This window comes from Rhodococcus sp. K11/5 (assembly GCF_055193735.1).
This window is the reverse complement of sequence record NZ_CM143721.1, coordinates 3,504,951-3,525,586: the sequence shown is the minus strand read 5'-3', so window position 1 is coordinate 3,525,586 and position 20,636 is coordinate 3,504,951. Positions and strand designations below refer to the sequence as shown.

Sequence of the window (20,636 nt, the reverse complement as noted above, 5' to 3'; positions counted from 1 at the left end):
TCCGACATCACGCAGTCCGACATCACACCTCGACGCACCGGCCGGCCGATCGGTTCCACGTACCCTGGAACCTCACGATCGAGGCCGCACCGAGCAGCGGCCGCCCGCCCCGACCGGTCGCACACCGCGAGGCGCCCTCCCGCCGATCGACGAATCCGAGGAACACCCCCATGTCGGACGACACCGAGCTGTCCCGAGAATCGACCGGCCCCGCAGATCCCACCGGCCCCGCAGAACCGCCCACCCGCGGACGCTCCCGCACCCACGTCGTCCGCCTCGGCATCGTCGTCACTCTTCTCGCGCTGCTCTTCGGGGTTCCGTGGTGGACGGTGACCTTCGGCGGCGCGCGGTGGCCCGTGGCCGTGGAGTTGCTGGGCACGCTCGCCTTCGTCGCCGCCGCGCTGACTCTGACGATCGCCATGAAGCGCGGGCACGGTGAGCCGCACTCGGATCGGTGGGCTCGGACCGGCGACACCCTGCTCGGTCTGGAGTGGATCGCGTTCGTGTGGTCCGTGATCGGACTGCTCGTGGAGGTTGTCCTCGCGCTCGCCGGGGTCACGGACCCGCTGCGCTCGCGGATCGTCGCGGTCGCGGTGATCGCTGTCGTCGTTCTCCTCGCGCTGTGGGGCCACCGCGAAGCGATGCGCGTGCCGCGGATCAAGAACGTCGAGGTCCGGCTCGACCGGCTCGGGCCGGGACTCGACGGGCTGCGCATCGTGCTGATCACCGACACCCACTACGGACCCATCGATCGGGCCGGGTGGTCGGCGGCGGTCATGGCCGAGGTCGATCGGCTGGACGCGGACATCGTGGGCCACATCGGCGACATCGCCGACGGATCCGTCGCGCGGCGCCGCACCCAGGCCGCGCCCCTCGAAGGCGTCCGGGCCCGCCTGGCGCGGGTCTACGTCACCGGCAACCACGAGTACCTCGGCCAGGCCCAGGAATGGCTCGACCACATGACCGAGCTCGGCTGGGATTCGCTGCACAACCGGCACCTCGTCGTCACGCGCGGCGGGGACAGCCTGATCGTGGCCGGGGTCGACGACCGGACGGCACGCGGTTCGGGGGAGCCGGGCCACGGCGCGGACCTCGCGGCTGCTCTCGACGGCACCGATTCGGACCTACCGGTCTTTCTGTTGGCTCATCAGCCCAAACAAATCGCCGCCGCCGTGGACGCGGGGGTCGATCTGCAGGTCTCCGGCCACACCCACGGCGGCCAGATCTGGCCGTTCGGTGCGTTGGTGCGGCTCGATCAGCCGGTGGTGAGCGGGTTGAGCAGGCACGGCGAACGCACGCAGCTCTACACCAGCCGCGGCACCGGCTTCTGGGGTCCGCCGTTCCGGGTGTTCGCCCCCAGCGAGATCACGGTGCTCACGCTCCGCTCGACCTCGCCGCACGCGTGACCTGATCCACCGCTTCGGCCCAGTGTCCGGAGCGCACCAGCGCCAGGGTGAGCAGCAGTCTGTCGTCGGGTGCGGTGATGGTTCTTCCCGTCAGTTCCTCGACCTGCCGGATGCGGTAGATGACCGTATTGCGGTGGCAGTAGAGCAGTTTCGCAGCGTTCGTGGGCGAGCCGTCGGTGGCGAGGACGTGCGCGAGAGTCCGCAGCAGCGTGTCGCGTTGGGCCGAGGGATGCATCGCGAGCGAGCCCAGGGCGTGCCCGACGAGTAGATCCGACGTCTCGGCGTCGACGGACATCACGATGCGCGGCAGGCGTTCCGAGGCGATCGCGACGGGGCCCTCCGAGGCGGACACGGTGGCGGCGGCGCGAACGGCGGCGCGGTAGGCGGCGGCGAAACCGGCCAGCCCGTCCGGTGATTCGGCGACGCCGATCGGACCGTTGGCGCGCGCCGCGAGAGCGTCGGCCACGGTGGTGAGATCGGGCCGCGTCGGGGCCAGGATTCCGAACTGCATGCCGTCACGAATGTGCCAGTGCGACAACGACGCCACACCGTCGACGGCGTCCTCCGGGGCCGGCAGCGGGGGATCGCCGAGGCTGGACAACGGTCCCGCGACGCACACCACCGTGTGCTTGGGGGTGAGGCCGAGCGTGGCTCTCGCGTCGACCACGAATTCGGGGTCGCCGCCGCTGCCGTCCCGCAGACCGTCGAGAACCGCCATGGTCTTGGTGAAGTCGCGTTGCTGCATGCGCACCGTCTCGCGCCGGTACGCGTCGACCAGGATGCTGTTCTGGGCGTCGAGCGCTCGCCAGAGCCGTTGTCCCGCAACCATGAGCAACCTCGGTTCGAGCGGCGTGCGAGTGGTGGACTGGGCCGCGACCAACTCCTCCCAGAGCGTGCGACTGCCCTGGGTGTAGGCCTTGAGGACTAGCTCCATGGGGATGCCCTGGCGAGCGCGTTCGCGGCCGGTGCGTCGCCACACCTCGGTGTTGTCGTCGCCGGTCTTGTTGGTATCGCTCAGCTTTCGCAGTCCGAGCCTGATGTGTTCGCGGGTGCTCTTGCGAACCAGCGCGGTGGTGTCGGGGGAGCCCGCCGCGGTGTAGTCGGGGTCTTGCTCGAGCAACGCGAGCGTGATGGAGTCGGCGATGGCATCGGCATCCGGGAGCAGCGCCGTCCAGGCCCGTGCGATGGCGGTGCGGTCGGCGTCGCTCAACGGGTCGCGGACAGCGCTCGGTGCGAGTCGTCGGCCGACCGTCGGGAGCGCCATTAACGGAGTTTTGCGCACTGCGACTCGGAATCGGGTCGGTTTGACCGAAATTGGTACCCGCAATCTCAGCACTTTTGTGCGCTCGGACCATTTCGCTCCCTGTGCGGAGCGTCCATAGTGGGACCACACAACCTGTGAGGTGGACCACATTGTCGATTGTCGAATCCCATTCCGAGCGGGACACCGAAACCGTTTTCGAGCTGTCCTCCGTCACCGTGACCTTCGGCGGAATCGTCGCGCTGTCCGATGTCGGACTCGATGTCCGGCGCGGTGAGGTCGTCGGAGTCATCGGTCCCAACGGGGCCGGGAAGACCACGCTGTTCAACGTCGCGTGCGGGCTGGTGAGCCCGCAGTCCGGGACGGTGTCCCGCGACGGGCGCACGGTGTCCGCGCTGAAGCCGACCGACCTGCCTTCGCTGGGCATGAGTCGGACACTGCAGAGCCTCGGTCTCTTCGACCGAATGTCCGTGCTGGACAACGTGATGGTGGGCGCCGATCTTCACGCGAAGACGTCGTTCCTGTCCGGACTCCTGGGTCTGTCCAGCAGCGGCAAGGACACCGCGGCCATCCGCGAGCGGGCCATGGAATGCCTGTCGGAACTGCGCATCGCCCAGTACGCCCCAGCCTTTCCCGCGAGCCTGCCGTACGCGGTGCGCAAGCGGGTCGCCCTCGCCCGCGCGCTGGTCGGCGATCCGACCCTGCTCCTGCTCGACGAGCCGGCGTCCGGACTGTCCGAGGCGGAGAAGGACGAGCTGGGGGAACTGATCCGCGATCTGACCTCGCGCATGTCCATCCTGTTGGTCGAGCACCACATGGACCTGGTCATGAGCGTCTGCGACCGCCTGGTGGTCCTGGACTTCGGCAAGGTCATCGCCCGCGGCACCCCCGACGAGGTCCGGGCGAACCCGGCCGTCGTCGAGGCCTACCTGGGAGACGAGGTCGAGCATGACGAGTGAGAAGAACGGCGCATCCACGGTTGCCCGCGCCGCCCTGACGGTGTCGAACCTGACCGTGCGCTACGGCGCGGTGACGGCCCTCGACGACGTGTCGATGACGATGCCCTCGGGCGCCGTCACCGCCGTCCTCGGGGCCAACGGCGCCGGAAAGACCACGCTGCTGCGCACCATCTCGGCGCTGTGTGCGCCGGCGTCGGGTCGCATCACCATGTCCGACGGTGACACGGGCGAGGTCGACCTCGTCGGTGCGAGCTCGGAAACGATGTCCCGACGCGGTCTGTCGCACGTTCCCGAGGGTCGCGGCGTCATCGTGGAGCTGACCGTCGAGGAGAACCTCCGCCTCGGAGCGTTGGGTCGCAACAAGTCCCGGCCCGCGGTGGGGATCGACCGCATCTTCGAGATGTTCCCGGTGCTGAAGGAACGACGCTCGGTGAGCGCCCACACGCTGTCCGGCGGCGAGCGACAGATGCTGGTGATCGGCCGAGCGCTCATGGCGACGCCGTCGATCCTGCTGCTCGACGAACCGTCGCTCGGTCTCGCGCCGCGCATCGTCGCCCAGATCTTCGCAACCCTCCGCGAGGCGGTCGACGAGGAGAACCTCACGGTGGTTCTCGTCGAGCAGAACGCGCGCAGCGCCCTGTCCATCGCGGAGCACGCCGTCGTGCTGTCGCTGGGCACCGTCGCGCGCGAGGGCCCGTCGGCCGACCTGGTCGGGGACGACGAACTCCGCCACGCCTACCTCGGTTTCTAGGAAAGGACGACTTCGGGTGCAACAGCTGCTCACCATCGTCATCAACGGCGTGACCAACGGAATGGTCTACGCCGCATTCGCCCTCGCGCTCGTCCTCATCTGGCGATCGACGCGCATCGTCAACTTCGCCCAGGCGCCGATGGCCATGTTCACCACGTACATCGCGCTGGTGGTCATCGACGCCGGCTACTCCTACTGGATCGGCTTCGCGGCCGCGCTGCTGGGCGGTCTGGTGTTCGGCGCGCTCGTCGAGCGGCTGATCATCCGGCACGTCGACAGCTCGTCGCACATCAACCCGGTGATCCTCACGCTCGGGCTGTTCATCATCATTCACGCCGCGGCGGCGTTCATCTTCGGCAACCAGTTCCGGTCGTTCCCCTCGCCGTTCGGTCTGGACGGCCGCACGATCGGCTCCGTCAACGTGGCTCTCACCGGGAACGACATCTACAAGGTCGTGGCGGTCATGGTCGTCTTCGGCCTGCTGGTCGCGCTGTTCCGCTACACCAGTCTCGGACTGACGATGCGGGCGAGCGCGTTCAGCCAGGAGGTCTCCCGACTCCTCGGGGTTCGCGTGGGACGGTTGCTGACGCTCGGGTGGGCGTTGGCCGCGGTCGTCGGCTCCGTCGCCGGGCTGCTCATCGCCGGCGGATCGCTGGTGCACCCCGGCTACATGGACTCGGTCGTGGTCTTCGGCTTCGTCGCCGCGGTCCTCGGCGGGCTCGACAGCCCGGTCGGCGCCGTCGTCGGTGGGTTGCTGATGGGCATCGGTCTCAGCGCGGTCAGCGGTTACATCGGCCAGGATCTCGTGGCCTTCTCCGCGCTGATCATCCTCATCGCGGTCCTTCTGTTGAAGCCCAACGGATTGTTCTCCGCCGCAGTGGCCAGGAGGGTATGACATGAGTACCGCAACCACGGCCCGCCCCACCGCGAAGTCCGAACCGTCACGCTTCGCCCGCGTGATCTCCTCCCCGGTCCGTCGCCACCTGCTCGGAGCTCTGCTCGGCCTCGTCCTGATCGTCGTCGTGCTCGAGAGCGTGAGCACGTTCCGCCAGGGGCAGCTGACGTCCGTGGCGTACCTGGCCATCGCTGCCGCCGGACTGACCGTGCTCACGGGTCTGAACGGACAGCTCTCGCTCGGCCACGGCGCGTTCATGGCCGTCGGGGCGTACACCACGGCACTGATGCTGCGCGCCAACAACTCCGGGTGGTCCATCCCGCTGGTCCTGCTGATGGCGACCCTGGTGGCCGCCGTCGTCGGACTGATCGTCGGCATCGCCGCGGCCCGGCTGCACGGGCCCTATCTCGCCGGTGCGACGCTCGCGCTGGCGGTGGCGATTCCCGGCCTCGCGCTGTACTTCTCGGAGTACCTGGGCGGGGAGCAGGGACTCATCATCCCGGCGCCCTCCGTGCCGACCCTGCTCGACGACATCGCGTTCTTCGTCACCGGTAGTGAGCTGACCACCACCAAGTTCGTCGCCTACATCGGGTGGTTCGTGCTGCTTCTCGTCTTCTTCCTGCTGGCCAACCTGTCGTCCAGCCGGATCGGGCGACGGTGGCGGGCGGTGCGCGACGACGAGGTGTCGGCGGAGATCGCCGGTATCGACCTGGGACGTACGCGGGTTCAGGCGTTCGTCGTCAGTGCGGCGTGCGCCGGCGCCGGTGGAGCGATCCTCGCCATGGCCACCCGCATCGCGGCGCCCAGCGGATTCACCCTGGTGCTCTCGCTGACGCTGCTCTCCGCCGTCGTGATCGGTGGACTGGGCACTCTGTCCGGCGCTCTCATCGGCGCCGCACTGCTCACCTACATTCCGCCCGTGGTGACAAACCTCGGTCTGGACGCGGGATTGAGCAGCCTGCAGGCTGCCGAACTCGCACCACTGGTCACCGGAATCTTCACCGTCCTGGTGATCCTGTTCGCTCCGCTCGGACTGGTCGGAACCGTACGCGTTCGATGGCTGACGCGTCGCTCGAAAAGAAAAGGGGTTTCATGAACACATTCAGGTCAACGGCGTTGCGGGGGACCGCGATAGCCGCGACGGTCGTCATGGTGGCCTCGTGTGGCGCCGGCGGACGCGACGAGGCCGGTGAAGCGTCGGAGGGATCCACCGTCGGCGTGACCGACACCTCCATCAAGCTCGGTGCGCACTACCCGCTCACCGGCGTCGCTGCCCCCGGGTACAGCGAGATCCCCACCGGCGCACAGGCGTACTTCGATTTCGTCAACGCCAACGGTGGAGTCAACGGTCGCCAGATCGAGTACCTGGTGCGCGACGATGCGTACGACCCCACCACCACCACCGAGGTGGTGAACGAGTTGGTGTTGCAGGACGAGGTCTTCGCCGTGGTCGGCGGACTCGGCACCGCGACGCACAGCGCCGTCGTCGACTTCCTCAACGAAGAGGGAGTACCGGACCTGTTCGTGTCCTCCGGCGCCATCATGTGGGGCAACCAGCCCGAGGAGTACCCCAACACCTTCGGTTGGCAGCCCGACTACGAGGTCGAGGGCAAGATCATCGGTGACTGGGTCACCCAGAACCGGCCCGACGCCCGCGTCGGCCTCTTCCTCCAGGACGACGACCTCGGCCGCGACAGCGAGGCCGCGGTGCGGCAGTACCTCGACGATCAGATCGTCGGCGTAGCTCGCTACACCTCGGGCAACACCGACGTCGCCCCGCAGATCGCGTCGCTGCAGGCAGCCGGCGCCGATCTGATTCTCGGGTTCAACGTTCCGTCCTACACCGCGCTGAGCCAGCTGGTGTCGCGTCGACTGAACTACACCCCCGAGTGGTTCTACAGCTCCATCGGATCCGACGTGGAGCTCGTGGGCTCGCTGCTCGGGCGCTTCTCCGAGGGACAGGTCACCGACGGTGGTTCGGCGCTCGAGAACATGCTCTCCCTCGAGTACATCCCCGGTGCCGACGCGGTCGACAACCCGTGGACGGATCTGTGGCAGCAGGTGTGGGACGAGCACGGCACCAGCGGCGAGCTCACCAACTACCGGGTCTACGGCATGAGCCACGCCTACGCGTTCGTCCAGGCGCTGCAGGCTGCGGGCGAGAACCCCACCCGCGAGGGCATCGTCTCGGCGCTGCAGGAGATCGGTTCCGAGCTCGACGGACCTCAGTACGCCCCGTTCCGCTACTCCGAGGGCAGCCACCTCGGCATCTCCGGTGCGGCCGTGACCCAGGTCCGCGGCGGTGTGCCCGAGCCGATCACGCCGGTTCTGGTCACCGACGTCGGCGACTCGGAGGTCACGGAGTTCGACGGTGAACTCTCGGAGCCGCCGGAGAGCGGCATCCCGGACGTCGAACCGGTCGGCTGACCGGAGGCCGGGACGGGTCAGTGCGTGCGGGCAGTCGCCAGCAGCGCCGGCTCGTCCTGGCCCGGCCACGTACCGGTGAGCGTGTAGGTCTGCTCGCCGGAGGTGCCCGGCTCGAGAACGGCAGGGGCGGGGCCGCCCACGATGCGTAGCACCTCGGTGGTGACGAAATCCGCCACCGGGATCGCGTCGGGGGCGGTCCCGCTCTCGCGTGTCACCCCGCTGCCGCGAACCCGGGCGGTCACGACGCGTCGCTCGGCGGGGACCTCGGTGTCGAACACGAGTTCCGCCTGCTCGCCGCCGGTCAGGATCGTGCGGGCGAGCGCGGCGAGATACACCGGATCCTCGGTCCCGTCGTACACCCACCGGTCGCCCAACACGGTGTGGGTCATGGTCGTGACGAGGGCGGTGTCGAACGCGGTGCCGGGGTCGCCCTCGAGCGGTCCCGGTCGGTACGTGACGGGAACCTGCATGACCGTTCCGTCGGCCGCCCGCACCAGGAACGTCTCGATGCCGACGACGCCCTCGGGGTCGTCGAACCGAAACGTGTCGACGATGTCCATCGAGGACAGGTCCAGCGCCGCGGACCACGGCTGACCCGGGATCCACGCGCGCAGCATCTCGATCTTGGTCGGACTGATCTCGGCTCGGTGGATGAGTGCCATGGCGAGAACGCTACGCGCCGGGCCGATCCGCGTCGGGCACGTCGGGTTCGGCCTCGGGTGTCTCGGTCTCGACGTATTCGGTACCGAAGATCCGGGCCGTCGCGACGCCGTCGAGCACTGCGCGCTGCAACTGCGGCGGGACCAGGAGGAGCTCGGTGCCCACCAGGATTCCGTCGGCCACGAACGACTTCAGCCGGGCCGCCACCAGTTCCGCGGTCCGGCGATCCTCGCCCTCGAGGCTCTCGTAGTCCTCGTCGAGGTTGGCCTCGGGCGGATCGGGGGTCATCGCCGCGAGCACGGTCTGCGCCGCGAAGTTCTCCGCGACCGATCGCGAGACGTCGATCTCCTCGTCGACGGACAACTGCGCGCGGACGTAGGCGGCGACCACCGACCGCAGCACCTCGAGTTCGCGAGCCCGGAAACCGGCCGCGGAGGCTCCGGGGGCGGCGCCGGTGTCGGCGACCTCGATGAGCTGCGCGTCGAGAGCGGTGTGCCACAGGTCCGCGAGCTCCGGCACGTCCCCGACGCCCTGGAACGTGGACGCGGGCACGTCGATCCTCAGGCCCTCGGCCACCTCCTTGGCGTTCACGGGTCGGCCGCGGCCCGCCCACGCCAGCAGCGAGTCCAGGCGGGTGACGACGGCCAGGTCGGCCAGTGCGTTCGCCTCGTCCGAGGCGGAGACGTCCGGCAGCTCGATGTCCGCGGGGTCGATGAGATCCGGAAGCGAGTCGACGAAGTCGGTCAGGTCTTCCATGCAGTGCTCGTAGTAGGCATCGGTGCCGGACCAGAGATCCTCGTCGTCGAGGAACGTCAGGAACGACAGGGAGCTGAACACCAGGTGCAGGGCGGCGTCCTCGCTGGTGTCGAGGTCCTGGTCGAGCACGGTCTCGGCGGCGTCGAGCACCAGGTGCGCGTCGTCCGGAGTCCAGGCGGTGGGGGTGAAATCGGGCCGTACGCGGGTCAGCTCGCCGAGCAGCGATTCGACGACGCGACGGGTGGGTTCGATGTCCCCGGCCGCATCCTGTCCGCGCATCCATTCGACGAAGTCGGTCAGGAGGCGGGCGGTCGCGCGCACCGCCGCGGGTGCGGTCGGCGCCGACGTCTGTCGCCGCTGGCGGGCCTTGGTCTTGGCGGCACGCTTCTGTCCGCGCCCGGTCGGGCGATTCGATCCCATGTGCCGACACTATCGACAGACGATCCGTCGCGTCGGCGGGGAGCGTCCGGGGCGCGTCCGGGGCCACTGTGTGACGCAGATCATGTGACGGCGGCGTGCGTTTCGCCGTTGTCAGTTCGACCTACTTACACATCACGAACGCACATCGGCACGATGCCCCGTACCGAGAGTTCGGCGCGACACCGTGATCAGACCGAGTGCGACGGAAGGAGCAACCATGGCGGACTTCATCGACAAGGCGAAGGACAAGGCCGACGAGGCAGCCGGCGCAGCCAAGAAGAAGGCCGGCGAGGCCACCGGAGACGATTCTCTGCGCAGCGAGGGTGCGGCCCAGGAGACCAAGGCGGAGGGCAAGCAGGTCGTGAACAACGTGTCCGACGCTGCGGAGGACGCCGCCGACGCCGCCAAGAGCACGGTCAGTGACCTGGTCGACAAGGCGAAGTCGAAGGTCGACGAGGTGTCCGGTAACGGCGACGCGACCGACAAAGCCGCTCACAAGGCCGACAAGGCTGCCGACGATGCCGCAGCGAAGGCCGACGAGGTTGCGAGCAAGGCTGCGGACAAGGCCGAGAAGGCCGCCGACAACGTTGCGGCGAAGGCCGACGAGGTCGCGGGCAAGGCCAAGCACGCGGTGAACGACGTGGCCGATTCGGTACGCAACTTCGACGCCGGGAACATCGACGCGCAGGACGTAAAGAAGGCGTCCGCCGTGTCCGCGCCCGTCATCGCTGCAGCCATGGGTGCCGTCGTCGCCGTCGTCCTTCTGCGTCGTCGCCGTCGTCGTTACCTCCGCGTCGATCCGAAGACGGCGCTCGCGCACCGTCTCGGTGTCGCGCAGAACGTCGGACGCGACCTCGCGTACACCGCGAAGTCCAAGCTCTGAGCCACCCCTGATTTCTCGATCACCGATCGAGACACCGGCACAACGCAAGTGAGCTCCGCTTTTCACAGCGAGGGGGTTGCGTTGCGCTGATGCGCACCGCACCAGGTGTGCCCGAGAACCACCGCGGCGCCTGCCCACCCGGCAGGCGCCGCGGTGGTTTCGTCGTGTGAGGGCTCGGTCGTACGCCCATCCGGTCGCGGGGGAACCGAAATCCGCTCCGCCGCGTCCATTTCCGTGCAGACCCGGATCGATCGAACCGGGCCCGACGCGGGGAGGTATCGCCGGTGGACGATGTGGATATCGGGGGCGGAAGCAACGGGGGGATGGCCGTTGCCGCCGACGACGTGCAGTTCCGTGCGAAACGGATCGGGTCCCTGTCGGACGGATTACGTACGGAATTGAGCAGTGTGTCCGAGGACGTCGACCGACTCCTCGGATCGTGGCGCGGTGGTGCGGCCACCGCATATTCGGCCGGGTGGAGCGAGGTTCGCGCCGCAGCCGGGCACCTGCTCGATGCTCTGAGCGACACCTCGCTGCGTGTGGAGTCGGCCGTCGACGGATACCGGGCGGACGACGCGCGGAATGCGGAGACTTTGCAGCGCATGGCGTTCGGCGCAGCCGCGGCGCCGGGGTCACGCGCATGACCGCGTTCTCGGTCGACCTCGAGGCACTCGACGCCGTCACCGCCCGGCTGGCCGCGTTCGTCACGGCGGTCGATGCTCGTCTGGCCGACGTCGATGCCCACGTGGCGGAGGTGAGTCGACTGTGGACCGGTCCCGCGTCGAGCGCCCACCTCGACGGCCACGTCGCCTGGTCCACTGCGGCGCGGGAGATGCATCGCGGCCTCGATCGGCTCCGGTCCGCGGCCGCGACGGCGCACACGTCGTATTCGGCTGCGGTGCAGGCGAATCTGCGCATGTTCGGGGAGAGCTGATGGCGCCCGTCACCGTCGATGTCGCCCCGGAGGTCATCGCGTCGGTGGCCGATACACTGCGCGACAACCGGATTCGGGTATCCGATGCGGTGCGTCGGCACGGAGAGGTGGCCTGGACGTGGGCGTCGATGGCCGGAAGCGATGCGGCCGGCACCGAGTGGGGCCGGTCGTACGACTCCGACGCGGCCGACCTGCTGACGGCCGTCGCGGGCGTCACCGCTGCCCTCGGCACCTCTGCGGTGCTCGTCCGGCAGGTCGCCGCCAACTACGCGGCCGCGGAGGAGCGGGCGGGTGGGCCGCCGGCATCCGTCGGTCTCGCCGTCGTGGAACCGGTGCCGCCGGTGGCCACTCTGCCCAGCGCCGTGGGCGACGCCGGTCCCGGTCTGCAGGGAGCGATCGAACTGGCGGACGCCGTGGGCGTCCCGTGTCCCAACGGCGACACCGACGAGCTGCGCGCTGCCGCCCGGTGCTGGACCGATCTCGGGGCGAGCCTGGCCGGAGCGGCCGACGGTATCCGGGACGCCTCGCGGCGATTGACGGCGGAGGTGACCGCCCCCGAGGTGGAACCGGTGCGCCGCGACGTCGGGCGGGTGGCCACGGCGTGCACGGCCGCTGCTGCGGGATGCGCGGCCCTCGCCGATTCGTGCGACGACTACGCCGATCGGCTCGCCCACACCCGTGAACGGATCCGCGATCTGATCGAGCGGTTCGCCCTCGAGGAGGCTGCGGCCGTCACTCTGGGCATCGGGCTCGCGTTCGTCTCGGCCGGTCTGTCGGCCGCGGCCGCGATGGCGGTGTCCGCCGGGCGTTTCGCCGCGACCGCGAATCGGGTGCGGGCGCTGCTCGAGACCTTGCGGGCGTTCGCCGCGGTACGGCGTAGTTCGTCGACGGTCTCGCAGGCGCGCCGTGCCGCGGACGGCGTCGAGGACGTCGCCCGACGCGAGCCGATTCGTGCCGAGGCTCCCGGTCCGGGCAGTGTTGCCGAGGGCAAGCCGGGCTTCGCGAACACGCGGGCGCTCGACGATCACTTCGCGCGCCACGGCCGCGATGTCGGAGCACGGTCGGCGCAGGAGTACGCCGAGCTGGCCGCGAAGTTCCGCGCCGAGGGCACCCACCCCACGAAGGTGGGGGCCGATGGCACCGTGCGGATGTACGACCCGGCGAGCAACACGTTCGCTTCGTACACTCCGGACGGGACGATCAAGACGTTCTTCAAGCCGAGTTCCGGTGCTGCCTACTGGGACCGTCAACCGGGGGGATTGATTCAGTGAGTACCTACACCTGCCTCGTGTGCAGATATCCGGGCCTGTCCGAGCCGCCGTATTCGGACGCCGGGCCGTCGTACGAGATCTGCCCGTCGTGCGGATTCGAGTACGGGGTGACCGACGAGGACACCGGCATCACACCGGAGCAATGGCGCGCGGAATGGATCGACCGCGGTGCTCCGTGGAGTTCGACCTCGCCGCGCCCCGACGAGTGGGACGGCCTCGCGCAGCTGCGATCGTCGTGAATGACTGTGACGGACAAAAAGACTCTGCGGTTTTCACGACATGTAATCGTGACAATGATTCCGAAAGGAACGCCGCACCCGCGGGACCAGGAGTTCATACTTCCCTCTCGGGCATCGCCGTCATCCGCCGCGAATGCCGTCGTAGGAGCGGGTACCCGCGAACCCGCGGGGTGCCCTTCGAGAAGGGACCACAGTCATGCGCAGTACCGTCGTGCGCACCGCCGCAGTGCGGCTCGTCATCCTGGTGCTCGGAATCGTGATGATCGTTGTCGGACAACCGAGTTCGGCCTCTGCGGCCAGTCCGTACCCCGGTCGGCAGGGGATCGGGTTGCAGGGGATCAGCTTTCGCGACACGCCCGCTCAGCAGCAGGCTCAGGCGGCCCGGATCGCCGGCACCGGCGCCACGTGGGTTCGCATCGAAATCGACTGGTGGTACGTGCAGGACGGGGGTCGGAATTCGTTCGCCTGGGCCGGTCCGGATTCCGCGGTCACCGCCGCCAAGGGGCACGGATTGAATGTCCTGCTGCTCATTCAGAAAACGCCGCCGTGGGCGCGGACCACGGCGAACGGCAGTACTCCGCCGACGAACGTCGCCGAGTTCGCGACGTTCGCGGCCACCGTCGTCGCGCGCTACCGCCCGTACGACGTGTACGCGTTCGAGGTCTGGAACGAGCCCAACCTCGCCACCTTCTGGGCCGATCCCGTGACCGGCAAGCCCAACCTGCAGGGGTACGTGTCGCTGCTGAAGGCTGCGTACCCGGCGATGAAGGCCGCGACTCCGCTGGGCATCACCGTCGTCAGCGCCGGCCTCGCTCCGTGGGGGCGCACCGGAACCAGTCCCGACGGCCGGGCCGTCGCACCCCTGACCTACCTCCAGCAGATGTACGCCGCCGGTGCGAAGAACTACTTCGACGCGGTCGGATGGCACCCGTACACCGCTCCCGCCCTGCCGAACGATGTCTCGGACTACAACGCGTGGTCGCAGATGAGCGTCGATTTTCGGAACACCAACGGCTCGATTCGGCAGAAGAGCGCCCGAACGATCATGACCGAGAACGGCGACGCCGGAAAGATGATCGTCATGACGGAGGCGGGCGCCGCGACCGGGGGGACGCCGAGCCTCACCGAAGCGGGCCAGGCCGCGGCGTACCAGCAGGCCATCGACCTGCGGGCGTCGTACTCGTGGGCGGGACCGATCTTCTTCTACTCGATCACCGATCGTGCGCCCCTCACCACGGTGAACCCCGACTCGGAGGACTACTTCGGCGTCTACCGGAGCGACGGGACGGCGAAGCCGGCGGCCGGGGTGATGCAAGGCGTGGGGTAGCGGCCCGTTCCCACCCCTGCGCACCCTCCAGCGCCCCGTTCCCACCGCCGCGCACCCTCCAGCGCCGCGCGCACCGCGCAGCGTGCGCATGTCGCTGCACGGTGCGCGAGGTGGGGTTACTCGCCGGACCTACGACTCGCAGCCCACCCCGTCACCATCACGGTCGAGGTGCGATCCGTACCCGGGGCTGCCCGCGTAGACGGGCGCCGCGCCGGCGTTGCGGGCCGCGGTGCAGTTCTCGTAGTACGCGGAACTCGACGGCTCCGGAACGTACGCCTCGGGTTCGACGTAGGGCTCGGGTTCGACGTACGGCGCCGGCGCGACGTAGGGCACGGGTGCGGGGACCGGCGCGACGAAGGGAACGGGTGCGGGAACGTACGCGCGATCGACGTCGGGCACGTCGACGTAGGGGGTCTCGACGTAGGGCACCTCGACCGTGGTGGTCGCCTCGGCGCTGCTGGGTGCGGTGGTGACCGTGGTCGTCGATCGCGGTGTCGTGGTGCGCGGCGCGGTGGTCCGGGTGGTGGTCGGGGCCGCCGCGGTGGTGGAGGCGGCCACTTCCTCGACTGCGGAGACGGTGCGAGGCTCGGAGTCGCCCAGCGATACCGCGACGATGCCGAGTCCCACCAGCGCCGCCCCGCCCAGCGCGACCGCCTTCCCTCGACGCTTCCTGCGTGGCTGTTCGATCTTCGGGGTGGCGAACGGGGGCGGGTACGAGCTGTTCATGAACGGTCCTGAGGGCTGGAAGAATCGACGGTTGGTCGAGTGAGCCCGGTGGTGGACCCCGACGCTTGTCGCACTGGACAGCGTGACCGTTACAAGCGGTCGGTTTCGGACTGCGTCACGGAAGTTCGGCCAATAGAACCGCCACGTCGGTCGTCGATGCCATCGCGTCCACGATCGAGGCGAGAGCGGCCGTGTCCTGCGTGCCGACCAGCGCCCGTAACTTGGCTTCGACCGCCCCGCGGTCCATGGGGAAGTGGTCGACGTCGCCGACGGGATTGGGGGTGCTCGCACCGATCCGCTCACCGGTGCGCAGGGTGACGGTCACCGAGGCGGCGCGGCGACGGGGGAGGAGTGCATCCAGCTCGGACGCCGCTTCGACGGTCACCCGTTCGCTGAGGCGCTCGGCGGCCGCGAACGTCCGGCCGTCGGGATCGAGGGCATCGGCGTCGATCGCGTCCGCCGACAGCGCCGCCGCCACGACGAACGGCAGCGAGAACATGGCTCCGAGACGCGTGGTGGGATGTCGTCGGAACAGGGGTGCGGCCAACGAATGCGTCTGTACGAGAACATGATCGATGTCGTCCACGGTCCAGGACGCGGTCGCGGTCATGTTCTGGACGGTGTCGACGGCCGCGTGGGTGTAGGAGCAACTGGCGTGTCGTTTCGCGTACCCCTCCACCACCAGCCACCGGTGTCCGAGATCGGACGTGAGGCGGTCGAGGTCGAGGCTTCCGACGATGTCGCCCAGAGTCGACGCCACGGCACCGGAGTTGTGCACCAGTCCGGCCGACGCCAATCGGGCGCCGTCGAGACCGCCCCGCGCGGCGCCGGCGATCCACAGATTTCGAGTGAAGTCGCCGTCGAGCACCATCGCCCACGGCGTCACGTGGACGAGCCCGGTCGAGGAATCGATCGCGGCGGCGACGGTCTCGGCGTCTCCACCCCCGATGATGCTCGCCGCGGTCGCGGCGCCGGCGGCGCCCCAGTGGCCGTGGGTGTGCCACCGAGGGTCGCGGGTGAGCGCATGACCGAATCGAGCGGCCACCTCGTATCCGGCGACGATCGCTGCGATGAACGTCGCACCGCTGACGGCGGTGCTCGACAGCCGTGCCGCGGCGACGGCGGCCGGAACCACGTGCGCGGCCGGGTGCCCGGCCGCGTACTTGTTGCCCTCGTCGAGTTCGAGACAGCAGGACGCGATGGCATCGAGCGTCATGGCGGTCTCGACTGTGGTCCGTGTCTCGCGCCCGATGGTCGACGTGGACCCGGGTTCGGCGAGCCACGCGCGTCGAAGGGCGACGAGTTCTGCCGTTCGGGATCCGGCGAGGGTCACACCGAACAGATCCAGGAGCAGCAGGCGAGCGCGGTCGGCGAGGACCTCGGGCACGCCGCCGACGCCGGAATCGGGCTGCCCGTCACGCAGTGCGATGGCCATACCGGCCAGGTCGTCGACACGTTCCGTTGAACGGAACACCAATGGGGTCGCCATCGACGAGACGCTAGCGACGGTGAATGGACTGCGTCAATGGTGAGCGCAGCAAGCGACACGGCTGCTAGCGTGAACCACACCGCACGAGCCATTCTCGATGCAGGGTTTACGTTCCGCTGAAAGAAACGCAACTTCAGCGCACCGCGAGTCACCGACACGAAGGAGTCGCCCATGACGCCGGATCCCTTGCTCCAGGCCGTGCAGGCCGGGGTGCAGATCGTCGACCTGGGGAGACAGCTGCGCGTCGGGATGCCGCAGTCACCCAACCATCCCCAGTTCTGGCACACCCTCCCGCGCCGCCACGGCGACATGACGCGGGTCGACGGCGGCAGTGCGGCCAACGACATGATCACCACCGGGACGCACGTCGGAACCCACATCGACGCCCTGGCTCACGTGTCCCAGGACGGCAAGTTGTTCGGCGGCGCAGATGCGGGGGCCTCGTGCATCGGCGGAAAGTACGTCGAACTCGGAGTGCACACCATCGAGCCCATGATCCGACGGGGCGTGCTGCTGGACATTCCCCGCACACTCGGTGTGGATCGCTGCGAGGGCGGCTACGAGATCACCGTTGCCGATCTGGACAAGGCCTGTGCCGACGAGGGTGTCGAGGTCCGGGCCGGCGACGTCGTGCTCATCCGCAGTGGGTGGGGTCAGCTGTTCGACGAGGGGCAGCCGTACGTGGGGGGACCGTCCGGGGTGCCGGGGGTGAGTGAAGCCGGCGCTCGGTGGTTGGCCGAGCGCGGTGTCCACGCCGCGGGTGCCGACACCATCGCCTTCGAGCGTCTGGCGCCGGGCGGCGGCCACGCCATGCTGCCCGCTCATCGAGTTCTGTTGGTGGAGAGCGGGATCTACATCATCGAGGCTCTCGACCTCGAGGAGCTCGCGGCGGTGCGTCGCTACGAGTTCACCTTCGTGGTGGTCCCGTTGGAGATCTTCGGTGCCACCGGATCACCGGTGCGCCCGTTGGCGGTGACGTCCGCATGAGCGAGACCTCCGCGCAGATCCTCGCGCAGTTCACCGCCGGCACCTCGTTCGACGACCTTCCCGACGACGTGGTCACCAGCGTCGGAATGCGGGTGCTGGACACCCTCGGTATCGCCGTCGCCGCCACGAGTCTCGACACCAGCCGGGCGGCGATCGCCTGGGCACGTGAGCAGGGCGGTGCTGCGACGGCATCCGCCGTCGGCGTCGACATCGGGCTCCCACCGACTCTGGCGGCCTTCGTCAACGGGGTGCTGGCGCATTCGCTCGACTTCGACGACACCCACCTCCCGTCCGTTCTGCATCCCAGTGCCAGCGTGATTCCGGCAGCCCTCGCCGCCGCGCAGCAGCACGGTGCGGACGGCCGGACGCTGGTGCGGGGAATCGCACTGGGCCTCGAAACCTGTGTCCGGCTGGGCATGGCCGGGTTCGATCCCGAGACCAACAACTCGGTGTTCTTCGAACACGGCCAGCACGCCACGTCCATCTGTGGCGCGATGGGCGGCGCCGTCGCGGCGGCCGTCATCGGCGGCGCGGACGCCGATCGTATCGTCGACACGCTCGGCATCGCGGCCTCCATGGCGTCGGGCATCATCGAGGCCAATCGCACGGGTGGCACGGTGAAGCGACTGCACTGCGGATGGGCGGCGCATTCGGCGCTGTCGGCGGCGGGCCTGGCGGCCCATGGCATCACCGGCCCGCCGACCGTCCTGGAGGGCCGCTTCGGGTTCTTCCAGGCGTGGCTGCACGACTCGGGTCGGCAGAGCGAAATCGTCGACGGTCTGGGGACGGACTGGGCGGCGCCGAAGATCTTCTTCAAGCCGTACCCCGCCAATCACTTCACCCACGCGGCGCTCGACGCGGCCGCTGCGGTGCGCGCGAGAGGCGTTGCACCACAGGACGTCGTCCGCTACTCGCTGGGCGTACCCGCAGCGAATCTCCGGACCATCGGTGAGCCCATCGAGGTGAAGCGAACACCCCAGACCGGCTACATGGCTCAGTTCAGCGGGCCGTACGCCGTCGCCGTGGGCATGCTCGGCGGAGGTGGGTTGGGCGCCGACATGGCGGACTACTCCGACGATCTGGCGACGTCGGCCGAACGGGTCGAGCTCATGGCCAAGGTCGACGTGGTTCCGGACGCTCGTTGCGACGCGATCTTCCCGCACCAGTTCCCGGCGATCCTGACGGTCGAACTGACGGACGGCACCACGGTGGTCGAGGAGATGCTGACGACGCGCGGCGGGCCGGAACGCCCCCTGTCGTTCGACGAGGTGTCGGCCAAGTTCCGGTCGAACGCGGGTCCGTTCCTGCCGGCGGACGAGGTCGAGGCACTGGCTCGACGGTGCGGACGTCTTGCCGAGTTGACGCGAACGGACGAGCTGCTCGCGCCCCTGACCAGGGTCTGACCCTGGCGACGCCCGAGGTGGGCGTCCCGGACGCTCAGGCGCGCGCGAGGATCTCGCGCGCGCCTCGGACCACGGCCTCGTCGACGAAGCGACCGTGGTCGTCGACGGTGGGTCCACCCTCGGCGGTGTCGAACAGCTCGACCAACCGCCGAGCCCGCTGCACGTCGTCCGACGTCGGGGTGAGCGCGGCGTTGATGATCGGGATCTGCGTCGGATGCACGGCCGTGCGACCCCGAAATCCCAGATTGACCAGGTGCTCCGTCGACGCGACGAACCCGGTCAGATCTCGGAAGTCCGTGGAGGTGGGCGCGATCGGTGCGGCGATTCCAGCTGCGGCGCAACCGATCACGAGCTCCGTCCGCAGCTGATCGATCACCCCCGCCGTTCCGGGGGTGCGCCGGATGCGAAGATCCGCGAGCAGGTCCACTTCGCCGAGTCCGAAAGTGAGCACACGCGGTATCGCCGCCATCTCGTGGACCGATCGCAGCGAGTGCGCGGTCTCCACCAGCCCGATCACGGGTGTGTCGGCGAAGTCTCGTTCGCGCTCGTGACGGGACAACAGATCGTGGGTGCGTTCGAGCGCGTCGACCGTGCACTTGGCGACCATCACGCCGGCGATACCCCGGTGCGCGGCGGCGTCGAGATCGTCCTCGAGGAACTCCGGTGTCACCCTGACCCAGATCGCCGCCGAACCGTGGTCGTTCGCTCCTCTCCCCGTCAGCCACGCGGACACGTCGCGCCGCGCACTTATTTTGTGCTGCAGGGGAACCGCGTCTTCGAGGTCGATGATCACGGCATCCGCCGGACCCGCCGCGGCCTTGTCGAACAGGCTCGGCTTGACCGCCGGCACGTAAAGGAGGGATCGAGGTGCAGCGATCATCGGGCGGCCTTCTCTTCGAGCATCGAGGTGATGGACCGCGCGGCGGCCACCACCTGGTCGGCGTGGACGGCGTGCTCGTCGTCCGCCGTCGACGAATATCGGAACGCCGGCCCGGACGAGCTGACCGAGCCCAGGACGTGACCCGCGGCGTCGAAGAACGGGGCGGCGATGGACGCGGCACCGGTGTTGCGCTCGTTGATGGACGTGGCGTGGCCGATCTCGCGGATCTCGGCCAGCCGTGCCATGAAGGCGTCCGCGTCGACATCGGCTGCGGTCGAGCGCAACTCGGCCAACGCCTCGACGGCGAAGTGCTCCGGGAGGAACGCGAGGATGGCTCGACTCGACGCTCCCGAGTGCAGGGGGTACTGCGGGCCGATCTCCACGACCATCTTGACTTCCTGCGGGCTCTCGTATTGATCGAGATACAGGCGCCGGTGTCCCACGAGCACGGACAGCGTTGCGGTCTCGCGGGTTTGTGCCCGAAGCGATCGCAGGACGGGTGCGGCGATGGTGCGTACGTCGAGCTGGCTCCACGCCTTCGTGCCGAGACCGATGGCGGCGGGTCCCAGCGAGTACGTCGACTCACCCGCGACGGGTTGCACGATCGACCGTGACGACAGGGACTGCAGGATCCGGTGCACCACAGCCTTGCTCAGGTGCAGGCGTCGGGCGATCTCGGAGACGCCGAGAGCGCGATCCGATTGCGCGAAGGCCAGCAGCACATCGGCAACGCGATCGGCGGACTCGGTGCCGGTGTAGAGCTCGGGACTCTTGACCGGCGTCGAGGTGTCGGGTGAAGCGTCGGCCATCGTGGTCGCCTTTCGGGGGAGCCGAGAATGCATCCGGCAGGGTGTACCACCAGTGTGGCGTAACGGTGCCTGCCATCAGTGCGTTCCGCTGAGCGAACCACACCTTTAACAAGAAAGTCACGAAACAGCCTGTTCTGACCCAGTGAGCCATGC

Annotated in this window: 21 protein-coding genes; 14 read left to right on the top strand and 7 right to left on the bottom strand. The window is 68.9% G+C overall.

Annotated features, from left to right (window positions below; translation table 11 throughout):
• Nucleotides 1-170 precede the first annotated feature (170 nt).
• A complete protein-coding gene (locus tag ACY466_RS16610) occupies nucleotides 171-1,406 on the top strand; it encodes a metallophosphoesterase (protein ID WP_463246691.1) in 1,236 nt (411 codons plus the stop codon).
• Here the strand turns inward: ACY466_RS16610 and ACY466_RS16605 are convergent.
• Nucleotides 1,375-2,670: a helix-turn-helix domain-containing protein gene (locus ACY466_RS16605; protein WP_463246690.1), complete on the bottom strand. Its 1,296-nt coding sequence runs from the start codon at nucleotides 2,668-2,670 to the stop codon at nucleotides 1,375-1,377. The genes ACY466_RS16610 and ACY466_RS16605 overlap by 32 nt on opposite strands.
• Nucleotides 2,671-2,819: 149 nt before the next feature.
• Between ACY466_RS16605 and ACY466_RS16600 the strand changes: the two genes are divergently transcribed.
• The 5 genes from ACY466_RS16600 to ACY466_RS16580 are packed head-to-tail and all read left to right on the top strand — an operon-like array spanning nucleotide 2,820 to nucleotide 7,699.
• Complete coding sequence (locus ACY466_RS16600; RefSeq protein WP_463246688.1) at nucleotides 2,820-3,626, top strand: ABC transporter ATP-binding protein; 807 nt, start codon at nucleotides 2,820-2,822, stop codon at nucleotides 3,624-3,626.
• Nucleotides 3,616-4,377 (top strand): ABC transporter ATP-binding protein, encoded by a 762-nt coding sequence (locus ACY466_RS16595; protein WP_463246687.1) that lies wholly within the window; start codon nucleotides 3,616-3,618, stop codon nucleotides 4,375-4,377. The genes ACY466_RS16600 and ACY466_RS16595 overlap by 11 nt, the downstream gene beginning before the upstream one ends.
• 16 nt (nucleotides 4,378-4,393) lie before the next feature.
• The gene (locus ACY466_RS16590; RefSeq protein ID WP_463246686.1) at nucleotides 4,394-5,272 is read left to right on the top strand and encodes a branched-chain amino acid ABC transporter permease; all 879 of its coding nucleotides are present in this window, start codon (nucleotides 4,394-4,396) and stop codon (nucleotides 5,270-5,272) included.
• Nucleotide 5,273: 1 nt separating this feature from the next.
• Entirely contained in the window at nucleotides 5,274-6,368 is a 1,095-nt protein-coding gene (locus ACY466_RS16585; RefSeq protein WP_463246684.1) for a branched-chain amino acid ABC transporter permease, read from the top strand.
• Nucleotides 6,365-7,699 carry an ABC transporter substrate-binding protein gene (locus ACY466_RS16580; RefSeq protein ID WP_463246682.1) on the top strand — a complete coding sequence of 445 codons (1,335 nt, stop codon included), beginning with the start codon at nucleotides 6,365-6,367 and terminating at the stop codon, nucleotides 7,697-7,699. The genes ACY466_RS16585 and ACY466_RS16580 overlap by 4 nt, the downstream gene beginning before the upstream one ends.
• A gap of 17 nt (nucleotides 7,700-7,716) precedes the next feature.
• Here ACY466_RS16580 and ACY466_RS16575 read toward each other — a convergent pair whose 3' ends face one another.
• Nucleotides 7,717-8,361 (bottom strand): maltokinase N-terminal cap-like domain-containing protein, encoded by a 645-nt coding sequence (locus ACY466_RS16575; RefSeq protein ID WP_463246681.1) that lies wholly within the window; start codon nucleotides 8,359-8,361, stop codon nucleotides 7,717-7,719.
• Between the two features lie 10 nt (nucleotides 8,362-8,371).
• On the bottom strand, nucleotides 8,372-9,535 hold the full coding sequence (locus ACY466_RS16570) for a hypothetical protein (RefSeq protein ID WP_463246680.1): 1,164 nt from the start codon (nucleotides 9,533-9,535) through the stop codon (nucleotides 8,372-8,374).
• Between the two features lie 217 nt (nucleotides 9,536-9,752).
• On the opposite strand from ACY466_RS16570, the gene ACY466_RS16565 reads away from it, so the two are divergent.
• The 6 genes from ACY466_RS16565 to ACY466_RS16540 all read left to right on the top strand — a co-directional run bounded on the left by ACY466_RS16565 (nucleotide 9,753) and on the right by ACY466_RS16540 (nucleotide 14,189).
• Nucleotides 9,753-10,418, top strand: coding sequence for a CsbD family protein (locus ACY466_RS16565; protein ID WP_463246678.1), 666 nt, complete (start codon nucleotides 9,753-9,755; stop codon nucleotides 10,416-10,418).
• A gap of 284 nt (nucleotides 10,419-10,702) precedes the next feature.
• Complete coding sequence (locus ACY466_RS16560; RefSeq protein ID WP_463246677.1) at nucleotides 10,703-11,062, top strand: WXG100 family type VII secretion target; 360 nt, start codon at nucleotides 10,703-10,705, stop codon at nucleotides 11,060-11,062.
• Nucleotides 11,059-11,352 (top strand): WXG100 family type VII secretion target, encoded by a 294-nt coding sequence (locus ACY466_RS16555; protein ID WP_463246675.1) that lies wholly within the window; start codon nucleotides 11,059-11,061, stop codon nucleotides 11,350-11,352. Before ACY466_RS16560 ends, ACY466_RS16555 begins: the two co-directional genes overlap by 4 nt.
• The gene (locus tag ACY466_RS16550) at nucleotides 11,352-12,623 is read left to right on the top strand and encodes a WXG100-like domain-containing protein (protein WP_463246674.1); all 1,272 of its coding nucleotides are present in this window, start codon (nucleotides 11,352-11,354) and stop codon (nucleotides 12,621-12,623) included. The genes ACY466_RS16555 and ACY466_RS16550 overlap by 1 nt, the downstream gene beginning before the upstream one ends.
• Nucleotides 12,620-12,862, top strand: a complete 243-nt coding sequence (locus tag ACY466_RS16545) for a hypothetical protein (protein WP_463246673.1) — start codon at nucleotides 12,620-12,622, stop codon at nucleotides 12,860-12,862. Before ACY466_RS16550 ends, ACY466_RS16545 begins: the two co-directional genes overlap by 4 nt.
• Before the next feature lie 196 nt (nucleotides 12,863-13,058).
• Nucleotides 13,059-14,189, top strand: coding sequence for a cellulase family glycosylhydrolase (locus tag ACY466_RS16540; RefSeq protein ID WP_463246671.1), 1,131 nt, complete (start codon nucleotides 13,059-13,061; stop codon nucleotides 14,187-14,189).
• 129 nt (nucleotides 14,190-14,318) lie between these two features.
• Here the strand turns inward: ACY466_RS16540 and ACY466_RS16535 are convergent, their stop codons facing one another.
• Complete coding sequence (locus ACY466_RS16535; protein ID WP_463246670.1) at nucleotides 14,319-14,915, bottom strand: excalibur calcium-binding domain-containing protein; 597 nt, start codon at nucleotides 14,913-14,915, stop codon at nucleotides 14,319-14,321.
• 115 nt (nucleotides 14,916-15,030) lie between these two features.
• Complete coding sequence (locus tag ACY466_RS16530; RefSeq protein ID WP_463246669.1) at nucleotides 15,031-16,404, bottom strand: MmgE/PrpD family protein; 1,374 nt, start codon at nucleotides 16,402-16,404, stop codon at nucleotides 15,031-15,033.
• A gap of 171 nt (nucleotides 16,405-16,575) precedes the next feature.
• Between ACY466_RS16530 and ACY466_RS16525 the strand changes: the two genes are divergently transcribed.
• A complete protein-coding gene (locus ACY466_RS16525) occupies nucleotides 16,576-17,391 on the top strand; it encodes a cyclase family protein (protein ID WP_463246667.1) in 816 nt (271 codons plus the stop codon).
• Nucleotides 17,388-18,794: an MmgE/PrpD family protein gene (locus tag ACY466_RS16520; protein ID WP_463246666.1), complete on the top strand. Its 1,407-nt coding sequence runs from the start codon at nucleotides 17,388-17,390 to the stop codon at nucleotides 18,792-18,794. Before ACY466_RS16525 ends, ACY466_RS16520 begins: the two co-directional genes overlap by 4 nt.
• 34 nt (nucleotides 18,795-18,828) lie before the next feature.
• Here ACY466_RS16520 and ACY466_RS16515 read toward each other — a convergent pair whose 3' ends face one another.
• Together ACY466_RS16515 and ACY466_RS16510 are read right to left on the bottom strand one after the other, a co-directional pair.
• Nucleotides 18,829-19,674 (bottom strand): HpcH/HpaI aldolase/citrate lyase family protein, encoded by an 846-nt coding sequence (locus ACY466_RS16515; protein WP_463246665.1) that lies wholly within the window; start codon nucleotides 19,672-19,674, stop codon nucleotides 18,829-18,831.
• Entirely contained in the window at nucleotides 19,671-20,483 is an 813-nt protein-coding gene (locus tag ACY466_RS16510) for an IclR family transcriptional regulator (protein WP_463246663.1), read from the bottom strand. The genes ACY466_RS16515 and ACY466_RS16510 overlap by 4 nt, the downstream gene beginning before the upstream one ends.
• Nucleotides 20,484-20,636 lie beyond the last annotated feature (153 nt).